The following is a 23420-nucleotide window of genomic DNA, read 5'->3' as shown; positions in this document are numbered from 1 at the left end:
AGGTTAACCGGGGCTCACAACGCCGTCAGCATCGGAGTGGCTATGTAGCGATAACCGTCGCCGTGCTTGACCACGTGGCCGATGCCGGGCCACGGGAAATGATAGGCGATGATCGGCATCTTGCCGGCGGCGACCATGTCGAAGACACGGATCCGCGTGTCGGCACCTTGCGCCGGGTCGGTGTCAAAGCCGAATTTCACCTTCGGATTCTCCATCACCAGCACGAAATGGTGAGCGAGGTCCGCCGTGTTCAGGATTGACTGGCCCTGCGAAGAGACCACATAGGACGTATGGCCCACGGTATGGCCCGGCGTCGCCATCGCCTGAATGCCCGGCAAGATCTCCTGTCCGTCCTTGACGAAAATCATGCGCTCGCGGAGCGGCAACAGCACCGCGCGCGTCGGATCAATGAAGCCGCCGATGAACGGCATCGAGCGCTTGGCCTCGTCTGTCCAGAATTCGAAGTCCCCCTGCGACAGATAGACCTGCGCGTTCGGGAATCGAAAGGCGGCGCCGGCCCCAAGACCCCAGCAATGATCCGGATGCGCGTGCGTTATGACGACCGCGTCGATCGCTTCGGGTTCGATGCCGGCCGCCTTGAGGTTGGCAATCAACCGGCCAGTCGATGGCCCGAACGCCGGCGAAACTCCGACACCCGCATCGAACAGCACCAGCTTGTCGCCGGTATTGACGACGAGGGCATTCTGTTCGAGCGTCACGTTCGATCGCGACAGGAAGTTGTCCGATAAAGTCCGGTCGATCGTTTCCTTGCTCAGCCCTTGAAACAGCTCCGGCTTCGCCTCGCCGATCGCCAGAGGGCCGTCCGAGACCACCGTCGCTTCGAACGCGCCAATCTTGAAGCGATAGACGGCAGGCGCCGCTGCATTGATCATTGGCGCCTTGGCAAGCGCCCGACTGCCGCCCAACAGTCCCAGGACCGACGCCGCGGCGGAGCCTGCAATCAGGTCACGACGCGAAAGCTTCAGGCCGCCGATGGATTCGTCAAACATGGATCGCCCTTCCAATGCTGTGCCCCGCCGACGCGGCGGTCAAAGGCATATGGGCGCATGCGAGTTTGTTGGAAGACGACGCTCTCTTGAAATTACTTGATGGAATCCATTCAGGGACTCCATCGAAGCCTATTTCGCCGATGCCCAAAACGTGGGCGTCGCCGGATCGAGCAGCCCGCCGATCCGCACCGCCGACACCCGAACCGCAAGTCCCGTCTTGTCGTCGGTCTCGACAGCGATGCCGGACAAGGTCGCGGGCCCGGCGGCGGGTTCGAACTTGGAGCCGGGAATCTTGCGCAGAAAGCGCGTGAGCGGCTCGTCCTTCGTCATGCCGATGACGCTGTCATAATCGCCGGTCATGCCGGCATCGGTCATGAAGGCGGTGCCGCCCGGCATGATGCGATGATCGGCGGTCGGCACATGGGTGTGCGTGCCGACGACAAGCGAGGCGCGGCCGTCGCAGAAATAGCCCATGGCCTGCTTCTCGCTCGAGGCCTCGCAATGGATGTCGACGACGATGGCGTCGGCCGCCTCGCGCAAGGGACAGGCGGCGATTTCACGCTCGACGGCGGCGAAGGGATCGTCAAGCGGGTCCATGAAGATGCGGCCCATGACATTGATGACCAGCGCGCGCTTGCCGTTCTTGGCGTCGACCAAAGCCGCGCCGCGGCCCGGCGCCCCTTTCGGGTAATTCACCGGGCGGATGAGACGCGGCGCGCGTTCGATGAACACCAGCGCCTCGCGCTGATCCCAGGAGTGGTTGCCGAGCGTGATGGCGTCGGCGCCGGCGTCGACGAGTTCGTGATAGATCGTCTCGGTGATACCAAAGCCACCGGCGGCGTTTTCGCCATTGATAACGACCAGATCGAGTTTCCAGTCACGCACCAGTCCGGGCAGCTTGTCCTGAACGATCGCACGCCCCGCGCGCCCGACAATGTCGCCGATAAATAACAGTCGCATCAGCCTGCTTTCAAAACGCGATAACTTCTTTTTCCGTTAGCACGAAATCGAGCCGCTCGTCGTGCTCCGTAGCTGGCACCTGCGGTATTTCCTGCATCGCAAAGGCAATGCCGATGGTCGTTATTGGCTTGGTCGCGCGCAAATTCGCAATGGTCCGATCGTAGTAGCCGGCGCCGTAGCCGATGCGCTGGCCGCTGCGGTCGAAACAGACGAGCGGCACCAGAAGAATGTCGGGCTTCACTTCGGGCGCCTCGGGCATGGGCTCGCGAATGCCCCACTGGCCGGACTTGAACGTATCGCCGAAGCGATAGGCGCGCATGATCAGCGGCTTGCCGCGCCCGTCGATGCAGGGCAGCGCCAGCTTCGCCCCCTCGCCCACCAGCTTGCGCAGCAAAGGCAGCGGATTGATCTCGGTCTTCATCGGCATGAAGCCGGAGACAATCGCGCCCGGTTTCACCGCGATTGGCAGCCCGCGTGCTGCCAAAGTTTCAGCCGCCGCCTGCCGCTCCGCGGCCGCCATGGCGTCGCGCTTCGCGAGCGTGGCGGCGCGCAAATCGCTCTTGCTCGCGGCAACTGGGGAATCTGACGATGAAGCGGTCACGGCGCGTTATATCCCCTCGTTCCGGTGTACGCTATCGCCCTCCCCGCTGCGGGGCGAGACTGTCAAAACCCGAGATTGGCCCGTGAACGGCGAACTTTTTCAACTTATTGCGCTGGCCTGCGACGTCAATGCTGCGCTCGCAGGGAACAAGCTGCGCGTTGCGCCCGACCACGCAGCCTACAGATTTTGTCGGTCGATCTCGTTCGTAACACTCGAGGAAAATCCTTCCGGCGAGTGGCAAGAATCGATCGTGGCCGCGACGCCCGACTTGTGGATCGAAAGCCTCTTCGAGGAGCGGGCCGTCGGCGCCGCCCTCACATTGGGACCGCGAGACGACGAACCGCTTGCGGAACGTATCGCCACAGCCTTCGCCGGCGGTGGCGGCGATTGGGCACTGGAGATCGAGCTGCCTGGCAATATCCGTCAGAAATGGATCGCGCGCTGGGAAGCCGGCGAGCGCCATGCCTCCGACGACAAAATCTGGCGGGTGACTTACGGATGTATCGACACGTCGCCCGGTCCGCCGCATCAGCCGCCCGATCTCGCCGCAGCCAGCGACGAACTCGAACGCGCGCTTGTTGCCATACGATCCTTTGCCAAGCGGCAGGGCCATTTGGACAATTTCATCGACACGTTTGAAACGGCGTTGAAGTGCCTCGCCGCTCCGCCGGGCCGCCCCGCTTATCCCCTGGACTCTTACATGCAAATACTGGCGCCGCGTGCCGCCAATCTGCTGCAGGCGGCCGAATGCGCCTGGGTGTTCGGCGGAATGGGGAGCTGGAACGACATGGGCTTCGAGGGGGCGGCCGACATCGAATATCAACGCGTCTCGGACGATCTTTACGTCGCGATCAACGGCGCCATCCTGGCTGCTGTGAACAACAGTCTCGGGCCGAAGGCCTAACAAAGGGATGAAGTGCGGAGCCGCAATGGCCGTGAGAGTGTGATCCCGGGAACCTACAGAAGTAGGTGGGCGCCATGTGACCAAGCCCACGGGCCTGGCCAGGGACAGCTCCCTTGAGGATCGTAAGGCCCCGGGGAATGTGTCCCCCACGCACCTCGCAGCCCCGCCAAATCAATGTAGTGGCTTGGCCACCCCGGCGCCAGCGACTCCCCGGACGGACGTCTAAGACTCGAAACTCGCGCACAGGCAGCGTCTGGCTACGGTCACGCCGTCACTGTTTTCAACTTCGATATGGGCGGATCGGCCGGCCCGTCTGACCGACAAGGCTTCGGTGATAGCGACACGCAAGGCCAGGTCGCGGCAGTAATACGGGCCCATTTCCCGGGCGCCACCCTCGATCAGCCAGCCCGCTCGGGGGCCGGGCCGGACCCGGATGCAGTTGCAGTCCATGGGGCATTCCATCGCGGCGACCTTCGGAGGGGGCCGGAACAACCAACGCGATAGCCTGTAGCTAACAAGCCGTTAAAAAATGACTTATGCAGTTTTATCGGAACTGCTGAATAATACCGTTTGGCCCGCAATGGTTACCTTGGCCGCGGGTTCCAGCCTCTGGTTAACGGCAGCCGCCTGAAACGCCTCAACCGATCCCGACGCCTGTGCCGGCGGGCAGAGAGTGGTTGAGCTTGCGGGTAATGCCTTCAAGCCGCTCGGCGGCGGAGTTGAAGGCGCCAACCACGGCATCGGACGCAGCCTTGGCGCGGTCGGCCGCCACCACGCGGGCATCCTGCAGCGCCGCCACTTCTTCCTCAAGCAGGCGAAGCTTGCGCGTCAGTTCGGAGTTTTCGTCGGCCACCATCAGCGCCGCCATCACGGTCAGACGCGTGTCGCCGATTTCGCCGAAGCGCGCGCGCAGATCGATGATGCGCTGGTCGATGTCCTTGGCCAACGCCTGAAGGTGCGGCTCCTGCCCATCTTCGCAGGCGAGGCGGAATTGGCGGCCGGCGATGGTCGCGTTCACCGTGCCCATCACTCACCTTCCCCGAGCAGGGCCTGGACCTCGGCGATGGCCTGATCGAGCCGGGCCGCAACGTCCCGGCTGGCGTCGCGCAGTTCGCGCGCCAGCGCCGTCTCGTTGTCTAGCTTGTCGGCGAGCCGGGCACGGTCAGCACCCAGCAACTGCACTTGAGCGGCGAGTGTATCTTCGTTGCGATCGGCTTCGCGGCGGCGCTCGACCGCGGCGTCGAGCGCATCGAGCGCCAGCGCCAGCCGCTTCACCGCCGTGTCGAGCCCGCCTTCGCCGGTCATGTGATGCGATCCATGGGGAGATCCCAAAGGCGATCCATTACGCGCCCTCTGCGGAGCCGGCGCCTGCGCGCCCCTTTCGCCGTAGCTTGCGACCTCACGCCATCCTGCCTGCGCGGCCATTGTGTTTGCCCGAAGCCTGTTCGTCCGAAGCCTGTTCGCCCGAAGCGGCCATCTTGTTCGCTGCCCGAAAATGCTTGCGGGGCAATTGCTTAGGACAAGAACCTTACGGGCTGGGCGAAGCCCCCGTCAACGCCGGGCACCACATATGCCCCGGAGAATTGCCGCCCCTGTGCACGGAACATGGCTGTACCGCCCGTCACATTGACTCAAGGGCCGTGCGTGCTATGCGAACCCGCAAAACGGGCCGTTTTTCATGTCAGCACCTACTGCTTCCGCCGCCGCGACTCATCCAGATCGTGCCGTGCATCCGGTCGGCGTCACCTCGCCGATGGCCAACGCGATCCGGGCGCTGGCGATGGACGCCGTCCAGCAGGCCAATTCCGGGCACCCCGGCCTGCCCATGGGCGCCGCAGACATCGCCACGGTGCTATTTACGCAGTTCCTGAAATTCGACCCGGCGGCGCCGAAGTGGCCTGATCGCGACCGCTTTGTGCTGTCGGCCGGCCACGGCTCGATGCTGATGTACGCCCTGCTCTATCTCACCGGCTATTCGTCGGTGACGATCGAGGATATCAAGCGCTTCCGCCAACTCGGCTCGAAGACGCCGGGCCATCCGGAAAACTTCATCACCGAGGGCGTCGAGACCACCACCGGCCCGCTCGGCCAGGGCATCGCCACCGCGGTCGGCATGGCAATGGCCGAGAGGCACATGGCCGCCGTGTTCGGCGACACGGTCGCCAACCACAAGACCTACGTGCTCGCCTCCGACGGCGACCTGATGGAAGGAATTTCGCACGAAGCCATCGCGCTCGCCGGCCATCTCAAGCTCAACAAGCTGATTGTGCTGTTCGATGACAACGGCATTTCCATCGACGGCCCGCTGACGCTCGCCGACTCGGTCGATCAGGTGAAGCGTTTCGAGGCCTGCGGCTGGAATGCCTGGCGCATCGACGGTCACGACCACAAACAAATCGCGGATGCGCTGGCCAAGGCGCAGTCCTCCGACAAGCCCGTGATGATCGCCTGCCGCACCACCATCGGTTTCGGCTCGCCGAGCAAGGCCGGCAAGTCGTCGTCGCACGGTTCGCCGCTCGGTGCCGACGACATCAAGGGTACCCGCGAAGCGCTGGGCTGGACCTCGCCGCCGTTCGAAATCCCGGCCGACATCCTCAAGGACTGGCGCAAGGCCGGCGAGCGCTCGAAGGCCGCGCACGCCGACTGGGACAAGCGCTTTGCCGCGCTCGATGCCGACAAGCGCGCCGAATTCACCCGCCGCATGAACGGTGAATTGCCGATGGCGTCGCTCGATGCCGCGGTGAAGGCGGTGAAGGAAAGCCTCACCGCCACGCCCAAGGAAATCGCCACGCGCACCGCCTCCGAGTTCGCGCTGGAGACCCTGGTGCCGGCGGTGCCGGAGATGATCGGTGGCTCGGCCGACCTCACCGGCTCGAACAACACCCGCGCCAAGACACAGAAGACGTTTTCGGCGGCGGACTACAGCGGCCGCTTCGTTCACTACGGCATCCGCGAACACGGCATGGCCGCCGCGATGAACGGCATGACGCTGCATGGCGGCGTCATCCCTTATTCCGGCACGTTCCTGGTATTCTCCGATTACGCCCGTCCGGCGATGCGGCTTGCGGCGCTGATGCATGCACGCGCCATCCACGTCATGACGCATGACTCGATCGGCCTCGGCGAGGACGGCCCGACCCATCAGCCGGTCGAGCACCTGGCCGCGCTGCGCGCGATCCCGAACATGCTGGTGTTCCGTCCCTGCGATGCGGTCGAGACCGTGGAGTGCTGGCAGCTGGCGCTCGAGAATGCGCATGGCCCGAGCGTGCTGGCGCTGACCCGCCAGAACCTGCCGCAACTGTCGAAGGACTTCCTCGGCGCCAACCGCTGCGCCGACGGCGCCTATGAAATCCATGCCGCCGGCGGCAAGGCGCAGGTGTCGATCTTCGCCACCGGTTCGGAAGTATCAATCGCCGTCGATGGCGCCAAGTTGCTCGCCGAAAAGGGCGTCGCCGCCCGCGTCGTATCGGTGCCGTGCTTCGAACTTCTCGCCGCGCAGCCTGAGGCCAAGCGCCGCGCCATCATTGGTGACGCGCCCATCAGGATTGGCGTCGAGGCCGGCGTGCGTCAGGGCTGGGATGCCATCATCGGCAATGACGGCGCTTTCGTGGGCATGTCGAGCTTCGGCGCGAGCGCGCCCTACAAGGAACTCTACAAGAAATTCGGCATTACCGCAGAGGCCATTGCCGAAGCGGCGATGCAGAAATTGGGCAAATAGTTCACCTGCTGTCATCGCCCGCGAAAGCGGGCGATCCAGTTTTCGCTGGCTATGGGCCCGTCAAGCGCCGAATGCCCCGCTTTCGCGGGGCCGTGACTGCGCAAATATAACGACCGGGAGCGACTGAAAAATGACTGTCCGCGTTGCTATTAACGGTTTCGGCCGCATCGGCCGTAACGTCCTTCGCGCCATCGCCGAAAGCGGCCGCAAGGACATTGAAGTAGTTGCCGCCAACGACCTCGGGCCAGTGGAAACCAATGCCCATCTCCTGCGCTACGACTCGGTGCATGGCCGCTTTCCGAAGGAAGTGACCGTCAGCGGCGACACCATCAATATCGACGGCAAGGCGATCAAGATCACCGCCGAGCGCGACCCGTCCAAGCTGCCGTGGAAGGATCTCGGCATCGATATCGCGCTGGAATGCACGGGTATCTTCACCGCCAAGGACAAGGCCTCGGCGCATCTGACCGCCGGCGCCAAGCGCGTCCTGGTCTCGGCCCCGGCCGACGGCGCCGACCTCACCGTGGTGTACGGCGTCAACCACGACAAGCTGACGAAAGATCACCTCGTCGTCTCCAACGCCTCCTGCACGACGAACTGCCTGGCGCCGGTCGCCAAAGTGCTCAACGACGCCGTCGGCATCACGCACGGCTTCATGACCACCATTCACGCCTATACCGGCGACCAGCCGACGCTCGACACCATGCATAAGGATCTCTACCGCGCCCGCGCCGCGGCGCTGTCGATGATCCCGACCTCGACCGGCGCCGCCAAGGCCGTCGGCCTCGTGCTGCCGGAACTGAACGGCAAGCTCGACGGCGTCTCGATCCGCGTGCCGACGCCGAACGTCTCGGTCATCGACTTCAAGTTCGTGGCCAAGAAGGCAACCTCGAAGGACGAGATCAACGCCGCGATTAAGAGCGCGTCCGAGCAGCAGCTCAAGGGCATCCTCGGCTACACCTTGCATCCGAACGTCTCGATCGACTTCAACCACGACCCGCACTCGTCGACCTTCCACATGGACCAGACCAAGGTCATGGATGGCACTTTGGTGCGCGTCATGAGCTGGTACGACAACGAGTGGGGCTTCTCCAACCGCATGGCCGACACGGCCGTGGCGATGGGGAAGTTGATTTAGTCGAATTGCCTCGTCCTTCGAGACGCCGGCCTTGCGGCCAGCTCCTCAGGACGAGGACTTCAAATCTTTATCCCTCATCCTGAGGAGCGCCGCAAAGCGGCGCGTCTCGAAGGATGAGGGCCACGGATAGTTCAACATGAGTCAATTCCACACCCTCGATCACGTCGACGTCAAAGGCCAGCGCGTGCTGGTCCGCGTCGACCTCAACGTGCCGCTGGAGAACGGCGTCGTCACCGATGCAACGCGCATCGAGCGCATCGGCCCGGCCATCACCGAGCTCGCCGACAAGGGCGCCAAGGTGATCCTGCTGTCGCATTTCGGCCGGCCGAAGGGCGTCGACCTCACGCAATCGCTCAAACCGGTCGCGGCCGAAGTCGCGCATGTCATCAAGCGCAAGGTCGCCTTTGCGGCCGACTGCATCGGCGAAGCCGCCGAGAAAGCCGTCGCCGAGATGCACTCTGGCGACATTCTCTGCCTCGAGAACACGCGCTTCCATGCCGGCGAGGAAAAGAACGATCCGGCTTTCGTCGCGGCGCTGGCGAAGCTCGGCGACATCTGGGTCAACGACGCCTTCTCGGCCGCGCACCGCGCCCATGCCTCGACCGAAGGCCTCGGCCACAAATTGCCGGCTTATGCCGGCCGCGCCATGCAGGAAGAACTCTTGGCGCTCACCCGCGCCCTCGAACATCCCGAACGCCCGCTCGCCGCCATTGTCGGCGGCGCCAAGATTTCGACCAAGCTCGAACTGCTTGGCAATCTGCTGGAGCGCGTCGATGCGCTGATCATCGGCGGCGCCATGGCCAACACTTTCTTGCTCGCGCAGGGCAAGAAAATGGGCAAATCGCTCGTTGAAGCAGACCTCGTCCCCACCGCGCAGAAGATCATGGCGCAGGCCAAGACCGCCAAACGCGACATCGTGCTGCCGGTCGATGTCGTGGTCGCGCAGAAGTTCGAAGCCAACGCGCCGTCGCGCGTTGTCGATGCCGATCAGGTTGGCGACAACGACATGGTGCTCGACATCGGCCCGAAGAGCATCGAGCAGGCAGTATCGGTGCTGGCGCGCGCCAAGACCCTGGTCTGGAATGGCCCGTTCGGCGCCTTCGAGATGGAACCCTTCGACAAGGGCACCGTTTCAGTGGCGGAAGCCGCGGCCGAACTGACCCAGGCCGGCAAACTGGTCACCGTGGCAGGCGGCGGCGATACCGTCGCGGCGCTCAATGTGGCCGGCGTGACCGACCGCTTCACCTATGTTTCCGCCGCCGGCGGCGCCTTCCTCGAATGGCTCGAGGGCAAGGCCTTGCCGGGGGTTGAGGTTCTCAGAGTAAAATAGCGGCACGATGTGCCGCCCGTAACGAGGGGAGACGACAATGAATCTCGCTGATCTGAACAAAGTCGCGGTCGCCATGACCGCCAACGGCCGTGGCATCCTGGCCGCCGACGAATCCACCGGCACCATCAAGAAACGCTTCGATGGCATCGGAGTGGAAAACACCGAGGACAATCGCCGCGACTATCGCGAGCTGATGTTCCGCAGCACCGAAGCGATGAAGAACTACGTCTCGGGCGTGATCCTGTACGACGAAACGATCTGGCAGAAGGCGAAGGACGGCACGCCGCTTGTCAAGATCATCGAGCAGGCTGGTTCGATTCCCGGCATCAAGGTCGACGAAGGCACCAAGCCGCTGCCGAACTGCCCGGGCGAACTGATCACCGCCGGCCTCGACAAACTCCCCGAACGCCTGCCGAAGTATTACGAGCAGGGCGCACGCTTCGCCAAGTGGCGCGCGGTGATCGATATCGGCGCCGGCATCCCGAGCTACACCGCGATCCGCACCAACGCCCATGCGCTCGCCCGCTACGCCGCGCTGTGCCAGATGAACCAGATCGTACCGATCGTCGAGCCGGAAGTGCTGATGGACGGCGATCACGACATCGAGCGCTGCTACGAAGTCACCGAGTTCGTGCTCAAGGAAACGTTCCAGGAACTCTATTATCAGCGCGTGCCGCTTGAAGGCATCGTGCTCAAGCCGAACATGGCGGTGCCCGGCAAAAAGAGCGCGAAGAAGGCTTCGGTGCAGGAAGTCGCCGAGAAGACCGTTAAGATGCTCAAGGCCTGCGTGCCCGGCGCCGTGCCCGGCATCGCGTTCCTGTCGGGCGGCCAATCGGACGAGGAAGCCACCGCCCATCTCGACGCCATGAACAAGATCGGCAACCTGCCCTGGAACCTCACCTTCTCCTACGGCCGCGCGCTGCAGGCGGCGCCGCAGAAGGCCTGGTCCGGCAAGGCAGCGAACGTCGCCGCCGCGCAGGCCGCTTTCACGCACCGGGCCCGCATGAATTCGCTGGCTGCGCTCGGTAAGTGGGCGGCGGATATGGAGAAGAAGGCGGCGTAAATCGCGCCACGCAAACAAAAACTGCAAAAGGCCGCCCATGGGCGGCCTTTAATCCATAAAGAACGAGGAAACCGCCCGTGATCGACCTGTACACCTGGACCACGCCGAACGGCCGCAAGGCATCCATCATGCTCGAAGAGGTCGGCCTGCCCTATACGGTTCACGCCGTCGACATCAACAAGGACGAGCAGTTCAAGCCGGAGTTTCTCAAGATCGGGCCGAACAACCGCATCCCGGTGATCGTCGATCGCGACAACGGCATGTCGCTGATGGAGTCGGGCGCCATCCTGATCTATCTCGCGGACAAGACCGGCAAGCTGATGCCGACGTCAGGCGAAGGCCGTTACAAGGTCATCGAATGGCTGATGTGGCAGATGGGCGGCCCCGGCCCGATGTTGGGCCAGGTGCATCACTTCGTGAAGTACAATCCTGGCAAGGCGCCCTACGCTGAGGAGCGTTATCTCAAAGAAGCGCACCGGCTCTACAAGGTGTTGAACACGCAGCTCGGTCAGCACGAGTACGTCGCCGGTGATTATTCCATCGCCGACATCGCGATCTGGCCGTGGATCTCGCGCTTCGAGTGGCAGACCATCGACCTGAATGAGTATCCCAACGTCAAGCGCTGGTACGTCGCCATCGCCGGCCGTCCGGCTGTGCAGAAGGGTTACCAGGTACCGAAGGACATGGGCCCGATCCCGATGCCCAAGTAAGCGGGCGGCAAGAGATAAAAAAGCCCCGGCGCGAAGCCGGGGCCTTCGTTTTCAATATTGGATTTCGTCTACGGGCAGAACCAGACCGGCCCGACCATGATGCAACCGCGGCGATTCCAGTCGCGCGGACGGGCATGATACCTATGCCAGCCATGCGGCGCGCTGCTGTAGCGGTGGCCGGCGCGATAGCGCGGCGGGGGTGGCGCAGGCCGGCGATAGTCACGGCGGTCGCGATCGCGGTGATAGTACTGCACATCGATAACCGGCGCGTGCTGGTTGACGCCGCTCACGGGCGCGACGGGCGCAGCGGAGGCCGTCGAAACGGCAAAGCCTGAGATCAGCAACGCGGCGACGAGATAAACGGCTCTCATAAAGACAGCTCTCATGGAGCTCCTCCATTTCAAATGTCGGGATGGCAAGAACGTCCATGCCCGGAGAATGTTCAGTGACGCATGCCACTGACCATTTAACGCGGCGCCCGGCCAAACCCTGCACTTCGCGGACATTGGCGGGCCCGCGGCACTTGCCGTCGCAATACATCTGTTCCAAAAAGGCGCCCCTTTTCCGCCAGATTGAGCTAGCATTCCGCCGCCATGGCCCAACGTCCGAAAATCGCCGAGCCGCGCCCACAGCCGCGTCTCTATCTGGTCACGCCGGCGATGGCCGATGCAGCCGGTTTCGCGCCGGCGCTCAAGTCGGCACTGACGGCCGGGGATGTCGCGGCCGTGTTGTTACGGCTCGCCGATGGCGACGACCGCACGCAGATCAACCGCGTGAAGGCGCTCGCGCCATTGGCGCAGGCGGCTGGTGCGGCGCTGCTGGTCGATGATCGTGCTGACCTTGTCGCCCGTGCCGGCGCCGATGGCGCCCATGTTACGGCGGCGGATGTTGCGGATGCGCTCGAAGCTCTGAAACCCGACTGGATCGTCGGGGCCGGGGCAGCGACCAGCCGCCACGATGCCATGACCGCGGCCGAGGCGGGCTGCGACTATGTCATGTTTGGCGAGCCCGACGCGCAAGGCCACCGCCCGCCGTTCGAAACCACCCTTGAGCAGGTCGCGTGGTGGGCTGAAGTGTTCGAAATTCCCTGTGTCGCCTATGCCGCCTCGCTCGAGGAAATAACGCCGTTGATCGAGGCCGGTGCCGATTTCATCGCTGCCGGTCACACCGCCGACGACTGGATCTGGCGCGATCCGGTTAGCGCGCTGGCCGCGCTGGCACCGCACCTGAAGCTGCCCGAGGCCGCGCAATGACATGGCCGCGCGCTGCGCTGATGCTGTCGCTCGCGCTGGTGGCTTCGCCGGCGCTGGCGCAGAGTCGACCCCCGGCCTCTCCGCCCCTGCCACCGCCGGCTCCCAACAGCCAGACAGCGGCGGTGGACCCGAACGCCGATGTCGCCTATGGCGCCTATCAGCGCGGCTACTTCCTGACCGCCTTCAACGAAGCGTCCAGGCGCGCGCAGCAAAACGACGCCGCGGCGATGACGCTGCTCGGCGAACTCTACGCCAACGGTCTCGGCGTCGGCCGGGACGACGTCAAGGCGGCGCAGTGGTACAAGATGGCTGCGGCGCAAGGTAACCGCGACGCGCTGTTCGCCCTCGCCATGTTCGCCTTCGAAGGCCGCGCCGGCGCCAATAATCCGTCCGAAGGCGCACGACTGCTGGGCGAGGCCGCCAAGCTCGGCCATCCGGTCGCCAACTACAATCTCGGCCTGCTTTATCTGCAGGGTCAGCTTTTCGCCCAGGATTTCGGCCGGGCCGCCGAGCTGTTCAAGGTTGCCGCCAATGCCGGCAATCCGGAAGCGCAATACGCGCTCGCCACCATGTACAAGGAAGGCCGCGGCGTGGCGAAGGATCTCAAGCAGGCGGCGCTGCTCATGGCGCGCGCCTCGATCGCGGGCAATGTCGACGCCATGGTCGAATTTGCCATCATACAGTTCAACGGCCAGGGTACCGAAAAGAGCGAGGCGGCTGCCGCCGAGACCTTCCTGCGTGCGGCCCGCCGCGGCTCACCGATCGCACAGAACCGCCTGGCCCGCATCCTGATGGCCGGCCGCGGCATGCCGGCCGATCCGGTGGAAGCCGTCAAATGGCACACGATTGCCAAGGCGGCCGGCGCCGGCGACCCCGAACTCGATGTCTTCGTGTCGAAGCAGTCCCCGCAAGTCCGCGAGGCCGCCGACAAAGCCGCCAAGAAGTGGATGTCCACGCTGGCCGAAGTCGCGCCTTAACCTCCCTTTTCGCCCGGCGCTTGACGACAGGCAGCGAGCCGGGCAGACCCACCGCCATGCACCACTCCGCTCTTTTGAACGTCATGATCGCCGCGGCGCGCAAGGCCGCCCGCTCGCTCAAGCGTGATTTCGGCGAGGTCGAAAACCTGCAGGTCTCGCTCAAAGGCCCCGCCAATTTCGTCTCTGCCGCAGACCGGCGCGCCGAAGAAACGATTTATGCCGAGTTGAGCAAGGCACGTCCGGGCTACGGTTTTCTCGGCGAGGAAGGCGGCGTGCGGGCAGGCGACGACAAGACGCATCGCTGGATTGTCGATCCGCTCGACGGCACCACCAACTTCCTGCACGGCATTCCGCAATTCGCGATTTCGATCGCGCTGGAGCGCGAAGGCGCGATCGTCGCCGGCCTCGTGTACAACCCGGCGAACGAAGAACTGTTTATTGCCGAGAAAGGCAAGGGCGCCTTCCTCAACGACCGACGCATTCGCGTCGCCGGTCGCAAGCAACTGCGCGAAGCGGTGCTCGCATGCGGATTGGCCCATATCGGCCACGGCGACCACGAGGTCGTTAAGCGCGAGACCGGTGCCATGCTCGGCCAGGTCGCCGGTTTGCGCCGCCTTGGCGCGTCCGCGCTTGACCTCGCTTGGGTCGCGGCCGGCCGCTTTGACGGCTATTGGGAGCGCAGCTTGAGCCCCTGGGATATCGCCGCGGGCATTATTCTGGTTCGCGAGGCCGGCGGTTTCGTCTCCGACTGTGAAGGCGCGGATCAGATGCTCGACAAAGGCGCGATCGTCGCCGGTAACGAGACCATCTCCAAGGACATTGTGAAGGTGCTCAAGAGTGCCTGATTTCCTCTCCCCGCACCTAACCTGAGTTTGGGGCGGGCGATGCGGATCGCAATTTCAACCCAATCTGCGCATTTATGAGTTCCGGCGCCCCTGCCGGAAAATTTTTCCTTGTCACCGGTCTGTGCCATATTGACCGGTAACTTCCCGCGCCGGAATCGGCCGGCAGGCCCTGCCCGCTCAAGGCGCGGCCCGAGGACACGCGCAGGACGCACAGAACCAGGACGCTCATGGCCAAAGACGTCGATCCCCTGAAATTGTCCTCGCCCCGCATCTTTTTGTTCCGGATGATGGTGTTCATCATTCTGGGCGGCCTGATTGCCTTCCTGCTCTACAAACCGATCCAGACCGCTTTCATGGCCAACCCGGCCCTGAACGGCGTGATCATCGCGGTGCTGCTGATCGGCATCGTGCTGGCGATCCGCCAGGTGGCGCGGCTCTATCCAGAAATATCCTGGGTCAACAATTTCCGCCTCGCCGATCCCGGCCTCGCGGTCGAGCGCCCGCCGGTGCTTCTGGCACCGATGGCGGCGATCCTCGGCAGCCGCGTCGGCCGCATGGCGATGTCGCCGCAACTGATGCGCTCGATCCTCGATTCGATCGCCACGCGTCTCGATGAGGCGCGCGACATCCTGCGCTACATGACCGGCCTGCTTGTCTTCCTCGGCCTGCTCGGCACCTTCTGGGGCCTGATCGAAACCGTCGGCTCCGTCGGCAGCGTCATTCAGGGCCTCAAGCCGGGCGGTGACGCCGCTTCGACCTTCGACACCTTGCGCGAAGGCCTTGCCGCGCCGCTGTCGGGCATGGGCATTTCGTTCTCGTCCTCGCTGTTCGGTCTTGCCGGCTCGCTGGTGCTCGGTTTCCTCGACCTGCAGTCAAGCCAGGCGCAGAACCGTTTCTACACCGAACTCGAGGACTGGCTGTCCACCACCGTCTACGATCAAGCCGCCGAGCCGTCGGGCGCGGTGGCGGCGATGCCAATGGAAATGCGCGGCGCCATCGAGAAACTGCGCGACGCCGTCGAACAGACCGGCTCCGGCAAGCAGGCGTCCGTCGCCATGGCCAATCTCGCCGAGGCGATCCAGGGCCTCGTCCATCACATGCGCACCGAGCAACAGATGATCCGCGACTGGGTCGACGGCCAGGCCGAACAGCAGCGAGAGATCAAACGGCTGCTGGAGGTGATGGTGCGCGAGCGCGCGGAGCGCTGAAGCGAGTGAACTGACAATGGCCCTTGCGAAATACCGCCGCGGCGGCGAAGGAATGAACTACTGGCCGGGCTTCGTCGACGCGCTGTCGACGTTGATCCTGAGCATCATCTTCATCCTGACCGTCTTCGTCGTGGTGCAGTTCGTCCTGCAACAGGAAATTTCCGGCAAAGATACCGCGCTGCAGCGCCTCAACGCCCAGATCGCGCAACTGACCGAACTCTTGTCGATGGAGACGGCAAACAAAGGCGACCTCGAACAGCAGATGGCACAACTGCGTGCCTCACTCGCCACTGCCGAGAGCGACCGCGACCGCTATCGCGGCATCGCCGAAGGCTCCGGCGCCGGGCTTGCCGACGCGCAGGGCAAGGCCAGCGATCTGGCCAGCCAGCTTGAGGGCGAAAAGAAGGTGTCCGCGCGCGCACTGGCCCAGGTCGAAATCCTCAACCAGCAGATCGCCGCCTTCCGCCGCCAGTTGGCCGCCCTCGAATCCGCGCTCGAAGCATCCGAAAAGAAGGACAAGGAAGCGCAAGCGCAGATCGCCAATCTCGGCCAGCGACTCAACCTCGCGCTGGCCCAGCGCGTCGAGGAACTGAAGGGCTATCGCTCCGACTTTTTCGGCCGCTTGCGTCAGATCATCGGCAACCGCCCCGACATCCGCATTGTCGGCGACCGTTTCGTTCTGCAGTCCGAGCTTCTGTTCGATGTCGGCAAGGCCGACCTGAAGCCCGAAGCGCTGCCGGAGATCGACAAGATCGCGTCGGCCATGTCCGAGATCGGCGCCAAGATTCCGGCCGATATCCCGTGGGTGCTGCGCGTCGATGGGCACACCGACATTCGTCCGATCAGCGGCGCCGGCCAGTTTAAGTCGAACTGGGACCTGTCGGCGGCGCGCGCCATCGCCGTCGTGCGCTACCTCGCCACCAAGGGCATTGCGCCCCAGCATCTTCTCGCTGCCGGCTTCGGCGAATTCCAGCCGCTCGATCCCGGCACCAGCGAGGAAGCCTATCGCCGCAATCGCCGTATCGAGTTCAAACTGACGGAGCGGTAGCGCACATAATGTCCGTCTACGTCGACGATCCGATCTGGAGCCGCTGGGGCCGCAAGTGGTGCCACCTGCTGGCCGATGACATCGATGAGCTGCACCGCTTCGCGCGCGAACTCGGGCTGCATCGTTCGTCCTATCAGGGCCCGCCGAAAACGACGAAGCCCCATTACGACCTGACCGCAGTCGAGCGCGAGCGTGCGCTGCGCTACGGCGCCATCCGGACCGACCGCACCGGCATCATCATCGTGCTACGGCAATTGCAGGCGCAGCTCAAACGGGCGGCTTGAAAGGCGCCTTCCTTCCGACTTTGTTCCCGAGTATAATGTTTAAATGAACAAGGTCGCTTCATCGCTCTTGGAACGCATCGCCGATTGGCCGGAAGAGGCCAAAGAGGAATTGATGCAATCGATCGCCGACATCGAGGCGAAGCATCTCGGCCTCTATCGCTTGTCGGACGAAGAGCGCGCCGGCGTTCTCAAAGGACTGGAGCAGGCAGACCGCGGAGAGTTCGTGGCCGACGAGGTCATGCGCGATTATTTCAATAAATACCGTGCATGAAGGTCCGGTTCACGCCGAACGCGCTTGCCGATCTCGATGCCATTCGCAGTTACATCAGTCAGTTCAATCCACCAGCCGCAGGCCGTGTTATCGCGTTGATCGAACAGATCGCCTTGCGGCTTGGCGAATTTCCGGAGGCCGGTCAGCCGTCCGACCATCCCGGCGTCCGAGTCATTTTCTCGCGACGCTATTCGTACCATGTGTATTACCGTATCGAAGCCGTCGGCGTCGTCATCCTCCAAATCAGGCATGCCGCCCGTCGGCCGCTGAAACCCACCGATCTCTGATGCCCGACTTCACCCTCCGCCCCTACACCGCCGCCGACGAGAACGCCGCCATCGAACTATGGCGGCGCACCTGGGCACAGCATTATCCGCATATCGACTTCGACGCCCGTGTCGGCTGGTGGCGCGCGCGCTGGCGGGGCGAACTGGTGCCGGCATGCGATATCATCGTGGCAGAAAACTATGGGGCCCTTGCCGGCTTCGTCACGGTCGATCCGAAGACGCAGTATCTCGACCAGATCGTGGTGGCGCCGGAGCATTGGGGCTCCGGCCTTGCCCGTGCTTTGCTCGACGAGGCGAAACGGCGCTCACCCTCCGGGCTCTATCTGCTGGTCAATAAAGACAATGCCCGCGCCATCGCCTTTTACGCGAAGCATGGCTTTACCTACGACGGCGAAGACAAGAACCCGGTCTCCGGCATTGCCGTGAACCGGATGCGCTGGCGACCGTGAGAACCAGCCCGGCGTTTTGTGACAGACGATTGTCACAAAACGATCTGTGCGGAATTGCCCCCAGGTGCTTGCGCGGCGCAATTATTCGATGATCGCCGGGCGCGTTTTTTGCTAAACCGAATCGACCCTCCGGCGAACATATGACGCACGGCGGGCCGGAGCGACAACGTGGCTGGCAAGACCATAGAAGCGGCAGGCGGCATTGTCGTGCGCAAGGATGCAGGCAAGCTCATTGCCGTGGTCCAGCGCTCGAAGGACGACGCCTGGGTTCTGCCACGCGGTAAGCTGAAGCGCGACGAGAACCCCGCCGCCGCCGCGCGGCGCGAAGTCGTGGAAGAGACCGGCCATCGCGTGGAGGTGCATGAGTATCTCGGCGCCATCACCTACCGCGCCGGCGGCCGGCCGAAGGTGGTGCAGTTCTGGCGCATGGAAGCCGAGCCGGAGCCTAGCCACGATTTGATGCCAGACATCGTCGCCGTCGACTGGCTGCCGCTCAAGGCCGCCATCCGGCGGCTGTCCTATCCGCTGGAGAAGCTGTTCCTGCGGCATGCGATTGCGCGCGCCCTCAAGAAGCGGCGCGTCAAGAGCAAGACCAAGGCCGCGGCCGGCAAAAAGAAAACCGTCAAGGCGAAGAAGAAGGCCGCGCACAAAGCAGCCGGCAACAAGTTCCCGCGCGCGCAGCACGAACTCAAACGGCAGGCCAAAGCCGCCAAGACAAAAAACAAGTCAAAGAAGAAGGCGAAGAACAAGGCCAAGGATAAAGCCAAGGGCAAGAACAAGAGCAGAAACAAGCTCACAAAGCAGGACCGCAAGGCATCCAAGTCGAAAATGGCCAAAGGCGGAAAGTCGAGGCGTGACGATTCTCGCCACGCGATCGAAGTTCCGCTTGCGGCTCAAGCCCCCGCGGCGATGAAGCCGACCGTCGTCGCGACCTTGCCGCCGCGCGCACCGACGCAGCCGCACGCCGCCGAGCGCAATGGGGGACCGCGCAAGACCATCCTGCAACGCGTGCTCGGCCGGCTCTCGGGTTAGCGCACGCGCGCAAATCATTCCCGCCACGATTTTTCCGCAATCGGGCCTCGGCCGGCGAAATTCCATTTGTTCGTCAGTGCGCAGCGTTCAGTTTGCGTTCAGGCCAGGCGCAGGAACTTCGCCGTCGTGCACGACGTTAAATTCTGTGTCGGAATGCCGCAGGAAAGCCTCAACAGGCCCGTTCAATCTCCAAGTCCTTCGGCAGTCCCTTAGACAGCAATCGGCGAACCCAGGAGGTGCGCTATGACCGGTCTTCGAAAATCCCTGACGGCGCTGGGCGCCGCCGCCGTTCTCACCATCGCCGCCGTCGCGGCGCCGCAACCCGCTGAGGCGCGTGGCGGCCGTGTCGCCGCCGGCATCATCGGCGGCCTTGCCGCTGGCGCCATCATCGGCGGTCTCGCCAGTGGCGCCTACGGCTACGGCTATGGACCACGCTATTACTACGGCCCGGGGCCCTACTATTACGGTCCGGCTCCCGTCTACTACGGCCCGCGCTGCTGGTGGCAGCGCCAGCGCATCTGGGACGGCTATGGGTGGCGGCTGCGCCGCGTGCGGGTCTGCGACTAGACATATGCCCTTCGGTCATGAAAAGGCCCGGGTTCCCCAGGATCCGGGCTTTTTGTGACCTCCGTCACAGCCTCCTTCTCCCTCTCGTGTAACAAAACGTAACGAACGCAAGGCCTCGGGCCGTCGAAACGCCTTAAGCTTCGCGTAACGGGTTCGGCGCAATCTCAGCCAACCCGTTCAACCCGGGCACCACGCCCGAAAGGATATCTGCCATGAACGTCAAGGTTCTCGCCCTCGCCGCGGCGGTTCTGTCGGTCGCCGCGCTGCCCACCACGGCGGATGCGCGCTGCCGCGGCTGCGGCGTCGCCGCCGGTGTCGTCGGCGGCCTGGCGCTCGGCGCCATCATTGCCGGCTCCGCCAATGCCGGTCCCCGTTACTATGAAGAGCCGCCGGCCTATTACGCGCCGCCGCGCGGCGTCTATTACGGCGGCCCGGCCTATGTCGAAGGCCCGGTCTGCCACGTCGAGCGGCAGCGCTTCTGGGACGGCTACGGCTGGCGCTCGCGCCGCGTCGAAGTCTGCGACTGATCCAAACCTCCACTCCCACCCGGCTTCACCATCCCGGGCGCGGACGTGAATACCCCCGAAGGATATGACGGCCGCCCTGAACCTCCGGCCGTCGCCTTCGGGGATTTTTTTGGCTTAAGACCACAGCAAAGTTGAATCGCTGCGCTCAATTTTCAGCGCATGATCTTGTCCGAAAACCGGTTCCCACTTTTCGGGATCATGCGCTATCGCCGCATATGCGCCAGCACGGCGGCGGTCGGCCAGCAATCGACCTGCAGGCCATTGGCCTTCTGATACCGCCCGAGCGCGGCACGCGTCAGCATACCGGCCTTGCCGTCGATCTTGTCCTTGTAGAGCCCGAGCTCGGTCAGGCGCTTCTGCATCGCCTCGACGTCCTTCGTCTTGAGCTGTTGGCTCTTGCTCCACGGCGTCATGAACGCCTTGGCCCCGGCAATGCGGTCGGCGAGGTGGCCGACGAACAGCACGTAGAGATCGGAAAAATTGTAGTCCTTGATGACGAAGTAGTTCTTCGGCGTCAGGAAGGACGGCCCGTAAATCCCTTCCGGCTGCAACAGCGACGCCGGCAGCGCCAGCTCCCGCGCGGTGAGCTTGCGCGGCGGCGTCAGCAGATAACCGCGCTTGACCCACTCGCCGATCGGCATCTTGGTTTCCGGCGTGCCGATCGAGCAATCGCCATTTGCCGGCTCCCGGACTTCATAGGCCCAACGCTCGCCGCGTTCCCAGCCGCGGCCGGCGAGTTGCCGTGCCGCCGAAGCGAGCGCATCCGGCACCGAGCGGAAAATATCGACGCGGCCGTCGCCGTCGAAATCGACCGCGTAGCGATAGTAATCCGACGGCAAAAATTGCGTCAGGCCGAGCGCGCCGCCCCATGACGAGCGCATCGCCGCGCGCGGCACGCCATCCTGCAGCATCTTCAGTGCCGCAACGAACTCGCTTTGATACATCGCCTTGCGCCGGCCGACATAGGCCTGCGTCGCCAGCACCCGGATGCCGTCATGCGGCAGCTTGTAGGAACCGTAATCGGTCTCGCGCGCCCAGATCGCCAACACGACATTGCCCGGAACGCCGATTTCCTTTTCGATCCGCTCCAGCGTCGAGCGATACTGCACCGCCAATTGCTGACCGCGTTTGGCGAGCCGGTCGAAGCTCGACTCGCGCAGGTATTGCGATGGCGTCTGCACGAATTCCGGTTGGCCGGGCTGCGGCTTCTCCAGCTGACCGGGGATCTCCAGATCGGGCAGCGAGTAGTCCGCCGTCAGGCCCTTGATGGCGGTGTCGAACACCGCCCGCGTGACGCCTTCCTGCTGCGCGCGCGGCCACATCGATTCGAGAAAGCGGGCAAAGCCCGCATCGGCGCGCGCCGCACCGGCAGACATCAGAACGATAAGAAGCAGTAAGGCGTATCGCATCGGCACCTGAAATATTGTCGCCGCGTTAATGGGAAACGCGCGTTGCCCGCAAATTACCGTCGATGGCATCGCCCGTCACCTGACCGCTGTATTCGGTGCCGTTCGCCGAGAAACTGATCCGATCGCCAATCATCCTGCCGTTGCTGATCGCGACCGATGTGCCGCCGTTCTTCAGCGTGCCGGTGAGCATCTGATACTGCTGCTTCAACACCAGTTCTCCCTGCGCCAGCCTCCAGGTGCCTTCGACCTTCGCCGGGACAATCCAGAAATTGGCCGTGCAGTAGAAGTGCGTATCGCACACCTGATCGGCGTAAGCGACCTCATCAGGCTTCCAGTCGCCCATATCGAATGTGTTCGAAACAATACGCGTGCCGGGCTTCAGGCCCAGAAGCTTTGGGCGCAGCTTGCGATTGAGGTCCTCGAGCAGGAACATTGTGATCACGGTCGCCTGCGAGAAATCGCTCTCGAAAATATCTGCTTTGACAAAAGTGGCCTTGTCGGAAACGCCTTCCCTGGCGGCATGGCGTTTCGACAATTCGACCAGGTTCGCATCGTACTCAATGCCCAGCGCCTTGGCGCCGCGCTTGGCGGCGGTGATCACGGTGCGGCCGTCGCCCGACCCGAGATCGATCACAACATCGTCGCGCGTGACCTTGGCCACGTCGAGCATTTTGTCCACGAGCGCCTGAGGTGTCGGAACCCACATGACGTCCTTGCCCGGCTGACCGGACATGGGCTCGTAATCTTTTGCCGGCTGGGCAAGTGCCGCATTCAGAGAAAAGAGAAGCGCCAGGCCGGCCGCCAGCGCCGGCCGCGACATGAACTCCAGCATCGTGTTCCACCGCTCCCCCGGAGACAGGCGACATCGGTCGCTCGCCACTTCTGTTGCTTTTACGAATACTACCCTGAGACCAACCGGGTCACGAAGAACGTCGCGGCGGCAGACCGATTCGGCAATTCGCACAGGCCGGAGACAAGCGAGCCGCTAGATGTGGACGCGTCATGCACCGCGTCCCCTGCATCGGGTACAGAGCCGAACGTTCGGCGAACATCGCCGAATCGGAGAACGGATAGTGGCCGGTAAATCCAACCTTAATGCGACGGACGAAACGCGCCCGAACGAGCATGCCTGTCGACATGGTTAGCAGTCGGTATACCCGATGTGCCTTGAACGCGATGACCGGCAACGACTAGGAAGCGCGCATGCTCCACCATCCTCACAAGGTTCATCCATGGCCATCAAGCTGAACATCATCGTCTGCAGCACACGCCCCGGCCGCATCGGCCTGCCCGTTGCCCGCTGGTTCGAGTCCGCCGTCAAGAAAGACAGCCGCTTCGAACCGGTGTTCGTCGACCTCGCCGAAATCAATCTGCCGATCTACGACGAGCCGCGCCACCCGGCGATGCAGCAATACGAACACGCGCACACCAAAGCGTGGTCGGAGATCGTGAAAGCGGCCGACGCCTATGCCTTCGTCATGCCGGAATACAACTACTTCCCCTCGGCGGCGCTCATCAACGCCCTGACTTATGTGCTCAAGGAGTGGAACTACAAGCCGGCCGGGCTGGTGAGCTATGGCGGTGTGTCGGGCGGCCTGCGCGCCGCGCAAGCCGTCAAGCTGATGCTGACCGCCATGAAGATGATGCCGCTGCCGGAAGGCGTTCCGATTCCCTTCGCCGGCAAGCAGGTCGAGAACGGCGTATTCAAATCCAACGAGCTGATCGACACCAGCGTTACCACGATGCTGAACGAACTGGCCAAGTGGGCCGGCGCGCTGGCGCCGCTTCAGGGCAAGTAAGCTCTTCCACCAACAAAAGGCCGCCCGTCG

General features: G+C 63.7%; 27 protein-coding genes and 1 other RNA gene. 19 read left to right on the top strand and 9 right to left on the bottom strand.

The features are described from left to right. Positions 1–14 precede the first annotated feature (14 nt). From E8Q40_RS05910 to E8Q40_RS05900, 3 genes are all read right to left on the bottom strand, one after another. Positions 15–1010 (bottom strand): MBL fold metallo-hydrolase, encoded by a 996-nt coding sequence (locus E8Q40_RS05910; RefSeq protein WP_137043504.1) that lies wholly within the window; start codon positions 1008–1010, stop codon positions 15–17. A 129-nt stretch (positions 1011–1139) separates the two neighbouring features. Further along, positions 1140–1970: a TIGR00282 family metallophosphoesterase gene (locus E8Q40_RS05905; RefSeq protein ID WP_137043503.1), complete on the bottom strand. Its 831-nt coding sequence runs from the start codon at positions 1968–1970 to the stop codon at positions 1140–1142. Between the two features lie 10 nt (positions 1971–1980). Next, positions 1981–2490: a 5-formyltetrahydrofolate cyclo-ligase gene (locus tag E8Q40_RS05900; protein WP_205995703.1), complete on the bottom strand. Its 510-nt coding sequence runs from the start codon at positions 2488–2490 to the stop codon at positions 1981–1983. On the opposite strand from E8Q40_RS05900, the gene E8Q40_RS22110 reads away from it, so the two are divergent. Further along, positions 2375–3475, top strand: coding sequence for a hypothetical protein (locus E8Q40_RS22110; protein WP_205995857.1), 1101 nt, complete (start codon positions 2375–2377; stop codon positions 3473–3475). The two genes, E8Q40_RS05900 and E8Q40_RS22110, sit on opposite strands and share 116 nt — an antisense overlap. A 13-nt stretch (positions 3476–3488) precedes the next feature. On the opposite strand, the gene ssrS is transcribed toward E8Q40_RS22110, so the two are convergent. From ssrS to E8Q40_RS05880, 3 genes are all read right to left on the bottom strand, one after another. Then, a non-coding RNA gene (gene ssrS / locus E8Q40_RS05890) (6S RNA) lies at positions 3489–3642 on the bottom strand. A gap of 470 nt (positions 3643–4112) precedes the next feature. Next, positions 4113–4502, bottom strand: a complete 390-nt coding sequence (locus tag E8Q40_RS05885) for a cell division protein ZapA (RefSeq protein WP_137043501.1) — start codon at positions 4500–4502, stop codon at positions 4113–4115. Beyond that, positions 4502–4807, bottom strand: a complete 306-nt coding sequence (locus E8Q40_RS05880) for a DUF4164 family protein (protein WP_370455235.1) — start codon at positions 4805–4807, stop codon at positions 4502–4504. Before E8Q40_RS05880 ends, E8Q40_RS05885 begins: the two co-directional genes overlap by 1 nt. Positions 4808–5228: 421 nt before the next feature. On the opposite strand from E8Q40_RS05880, the gene tkt reads away from it, so the two are divergent. From tkt to E8Q40_RS05855, 5 genes are all read left to right on the top strand, one after another. Then, the gene (tkt, locus tag E8Q40_RS05875; RefSeq protein WP_137046604.1) at positions 5229–7193 is read left to right on the top strand and encodes a transketolase; all 1965 of its coding nucleotides are present in this window, start codon (positions 5229–5231) and stop codon (positions 7191–7193) included. A 130-nt stretch (positions 7194–7323) separates the two neighbouring features. Continuing rightward, positions 7324–8331: a type I glyceraldehyde-3-phosphate dehydrogenase gene (gap, locus tag E8Q40_RS05870; protein ID WP_137043500.1), complete on the top strand. Its 1008-nt coding sequence runs from the start codon at positions 7324–7326 to the stop codon at positions 8329–8331. A 136-nt stretch (positions 8332–8467) separates the two neighbouring features. Further along, positions 8468–9661, top strand: coding sequence for a phosphoglycerate kinase (gene pgk, locus E8Q40_RS05865; protein WP_137043499.1), 1194 nt, complete (start codon positions 8468–8470; stop codon positions 9659–9661). A 37-nt stretch (positions 9662–9698) separates the two neighbouring features. Beyond that, entirely contained in the window at positions 9699–10724 is a 1026-nt protein-coding gene (locus E8Q40_RS05860; protein WP_137043498.1) for a class I fructose-bisphosphate aldolase, read from the top strand. Between the two features lie 77 nt (positions 10725–10801). Then, the gene (locus tag E8Q40_RS05855) at positions 10802–11434 is read left to right on the top strand and encodes a glutathione S-transferase family protein (protein ID WP_137043497.1); all 633 of its coding nucleotides are present in this window, start codon (positions 10802–10804) and stop codon (positions 11432–11434) included. A gap of 68 nt (positions 11435–11502) precedes the next feature. Here E8Q40_RS05855 and E8Q40_RS05850 read toward each other — a convergent pair whose 3' ends face one another. Beyond that, entirely contained in the window at positions 11503–11820 is a 318-nt protein-coding gene (locus tag E8Q40_RS05850; RefSeq protein WP_246663011.1) for a hypothetical protein, read from the bottom strand. A gap of 207 nt (positions 11821–12027) precedes the next feature. On the opposite strand from E8Q40_RS05850, the gene E8Q40_RS05845 reads away from it, so the two are divergent. From E8Q40_RS05845 to E8Q40_RS05790, 12 genes are all read left to right on the top strand, one after another. After that, positions 12028–12687 carry a thiamine phosphate synthase gene (locus E8Q40_RS05845; protein WP_137043496.1) on the top strand — a complete coding sequence of 220 codons (660 nt, stop codon included), beginning with the start codon at positions 12028–12030 and terminating at the stop codon, positions 12685–12687. After that, positions 12684–13664: a tetratricopeptide repeat protein gene (locus tag E8Q40_RS05840; protein ID WP_137043495.1), complete on the top strand. Its 981-nt coding sequence runs from the start codon at positions 12684–12686 to the stop codon at positions 13662–13664. The genes E8Q40_RS05845 and E8Q40_RS05840 overlap by 4 nt, the downstream gene beginning before the upstream one ends. 56 nt (positions 13665–13720) lie before the next feature. Continuing rightward, positions 13721–14509 carry an inositol monophosphatase family protein gene (locus E8Q40_RS05835; RefSeq protein ID WP_137043494.1) on the top strand — a complete coding sequence of 263 codons (789 nt, stop codon included), beginning with the start codon at positions 13721–13723 and terminating at the stop codon, positions 14507–14509. Positions 14510–14736: 227 nt separating this feature from the next. Further along, positions 14737–15717: a flagellar motor protein MotA gene (locus E8Q40_RS05830; protein WP_137043493.1), complete on the top strand. Its 981-nt coding sequence runs from the start codon at positions 14737–14739 to the stop codon at positions 15715–15717. Positions 15718–15733: 16 nt separating this feature from the next. Then, positions 15734–16765 carry a peptidoglycan -binding protein gene (locus E8Q40_RS05825; protein ID WP_137043492.1) on the top strand — a complete coding sequence of 344 codons (1032 nt, stop codon included), beginning with the start codon at positions 15734–15736 and terminating at the stop codon, positions 16763–16765. A gap of 8 nt (positions 16766–16773) precedes the next feature. Then, positions 16774–17049: a DUF4031 domain-containing protein gene (locus tag E8Q40_RS05820; protein WP_137043491.1), complete on the top strand. Its 276-nt coding sequence runs from the start codon at positions 16774–16776 to the stop codon at positions 17047–17049. Positions 17050–17116: 67 nt separating this feature from the next. Then, positions 17117–17320 (top strand): hypothetical protein, encoded by a 204-nt coding sequence (locus E8Q40_RS05815; protein ID WP_168197746.1) that lies wholly within the window; start codon positions 17117–17119, stop codon positions 17318–17320. Then, positions 17317–17607 carry a type II toxin-antitoxin system RelE/ParE family toxin gene (locus tag E8Q40_RS05810; protein WP_137043489.1) on the top strand — a complete coding sequence of 97 codons (291 nt, stop codon included), beginning with the start codon at positions 17317–17319 and terminating at the stop codon, positions 17605–17607. The genes E8Q40_RS05815 and E8Q40_RS05810 overlap by 4 nt, the downstream gene beginning before the upstream one ends. Further along, positions 17604–18056 (top strand): GNAT family N-acetyltransferase, encoded by a 453-nt coding sequence (locus E8Q40_RS05805; protein ID WP_168197939.1) that lies wholly within the window; start codon positions 17604–17606, stop codon positions 18054–18056. The genes E8Q40_RS05810 and E8Q40_RS05805 overlap by 4 nt, the downstream gene beginning before the upstream one ends. A 168-nt stretch (positions 18057–18224) precedes the next feature. Next, the gene (locus E8Q40_RS05800) at positions 18225–19088 is read left to right on the top strand and encodes an NUDIX hydrolase (protein ID WP_137043487.1); all 864 of its coding nucleotides are present in this window, start codon (positions 18225–18227) and stop codon (positions 19086–19088) included. A gap of 243 nt (positions 19089–19331) precedes the next feature. Next, the gene (locus E8Q40_RS05795; protein WP_137043486.1) at positions 19332–19655 is read left to right on the top strand and encodes a hypothetical protein; all 324 of its coding nucleotides are present in this window, start codon (positions 19332–19334) and stop codon (positions 19653–19655) included. Positions 19656–19867: 212 nt separating this feature from the next. Further along, positions 19868–20182 carry a hypothetical protein gene (locus E8Q40_RS05790; RefSeq protein WP_137043485.1) on the top strand — a complete coding sequence of 105 codons (315 nt, stop codon included), beginning with the start codon at positions 19868–19870 and terminating at the stop codon, positions 20180–20182. Positions 20183–20385: 203 nt separating this feature from the next. On the opposite strand, the gene E8Q40_RS05785 is transcribed toward E8Q40_RS05790, so the two are convergent. After that, the gene (locus tag E8Q40_RS05785) at positions 20386–21591 is read right to left on the bottom strand and encodes a lytic murein transglycosylase (RefSeq protein WP_137043484.1); all 1206 of its coding nucleotides are present in this window, start codon (positions 21589–21591) and stop codon (positions 20386–20388) included. Positions 21592–21616: 25 nt separating this feature from the next. After that, entirely contained in the window at positions 21617–22423 is an 807-nt protein-coding gene (locus E8Q40_RS05780) for a cyclopropane-fatty-acyl-phospholipid synthase family protein (protein WP_137043483.1), read from the bottom strand. 400 nt (positions 22424–22823) lie between these two features. Between E8Q40_RS05780 and E8Q40_RS05775 the strand changes: the two genes are divergently transcribed. Next, positions 22824–23390, top strand: coding sequence for an NADPH-dependent FMN reductase (locus E8Q40_RS05775; protein ID WP_137043482.1), 567 nt, complete (start codon positions 22824–22826; stop codon positions 23388–23390). The last annotated feature ends 30 nt before the right edge of the window (positions 23391–23420 follow it).

The organism is Pseudolabrys sp. FHR47, assembly GCF_005153485.1.
Classification (GTDB): Bacteria; Pseudomonadota; Alphaproteobacteria; order Rhizobiales; family Xanthobacteraceae; genus Pseudolabrys.
This window is presented reverse-complemented; position numbering and strand designations above follow the sequence as displayed.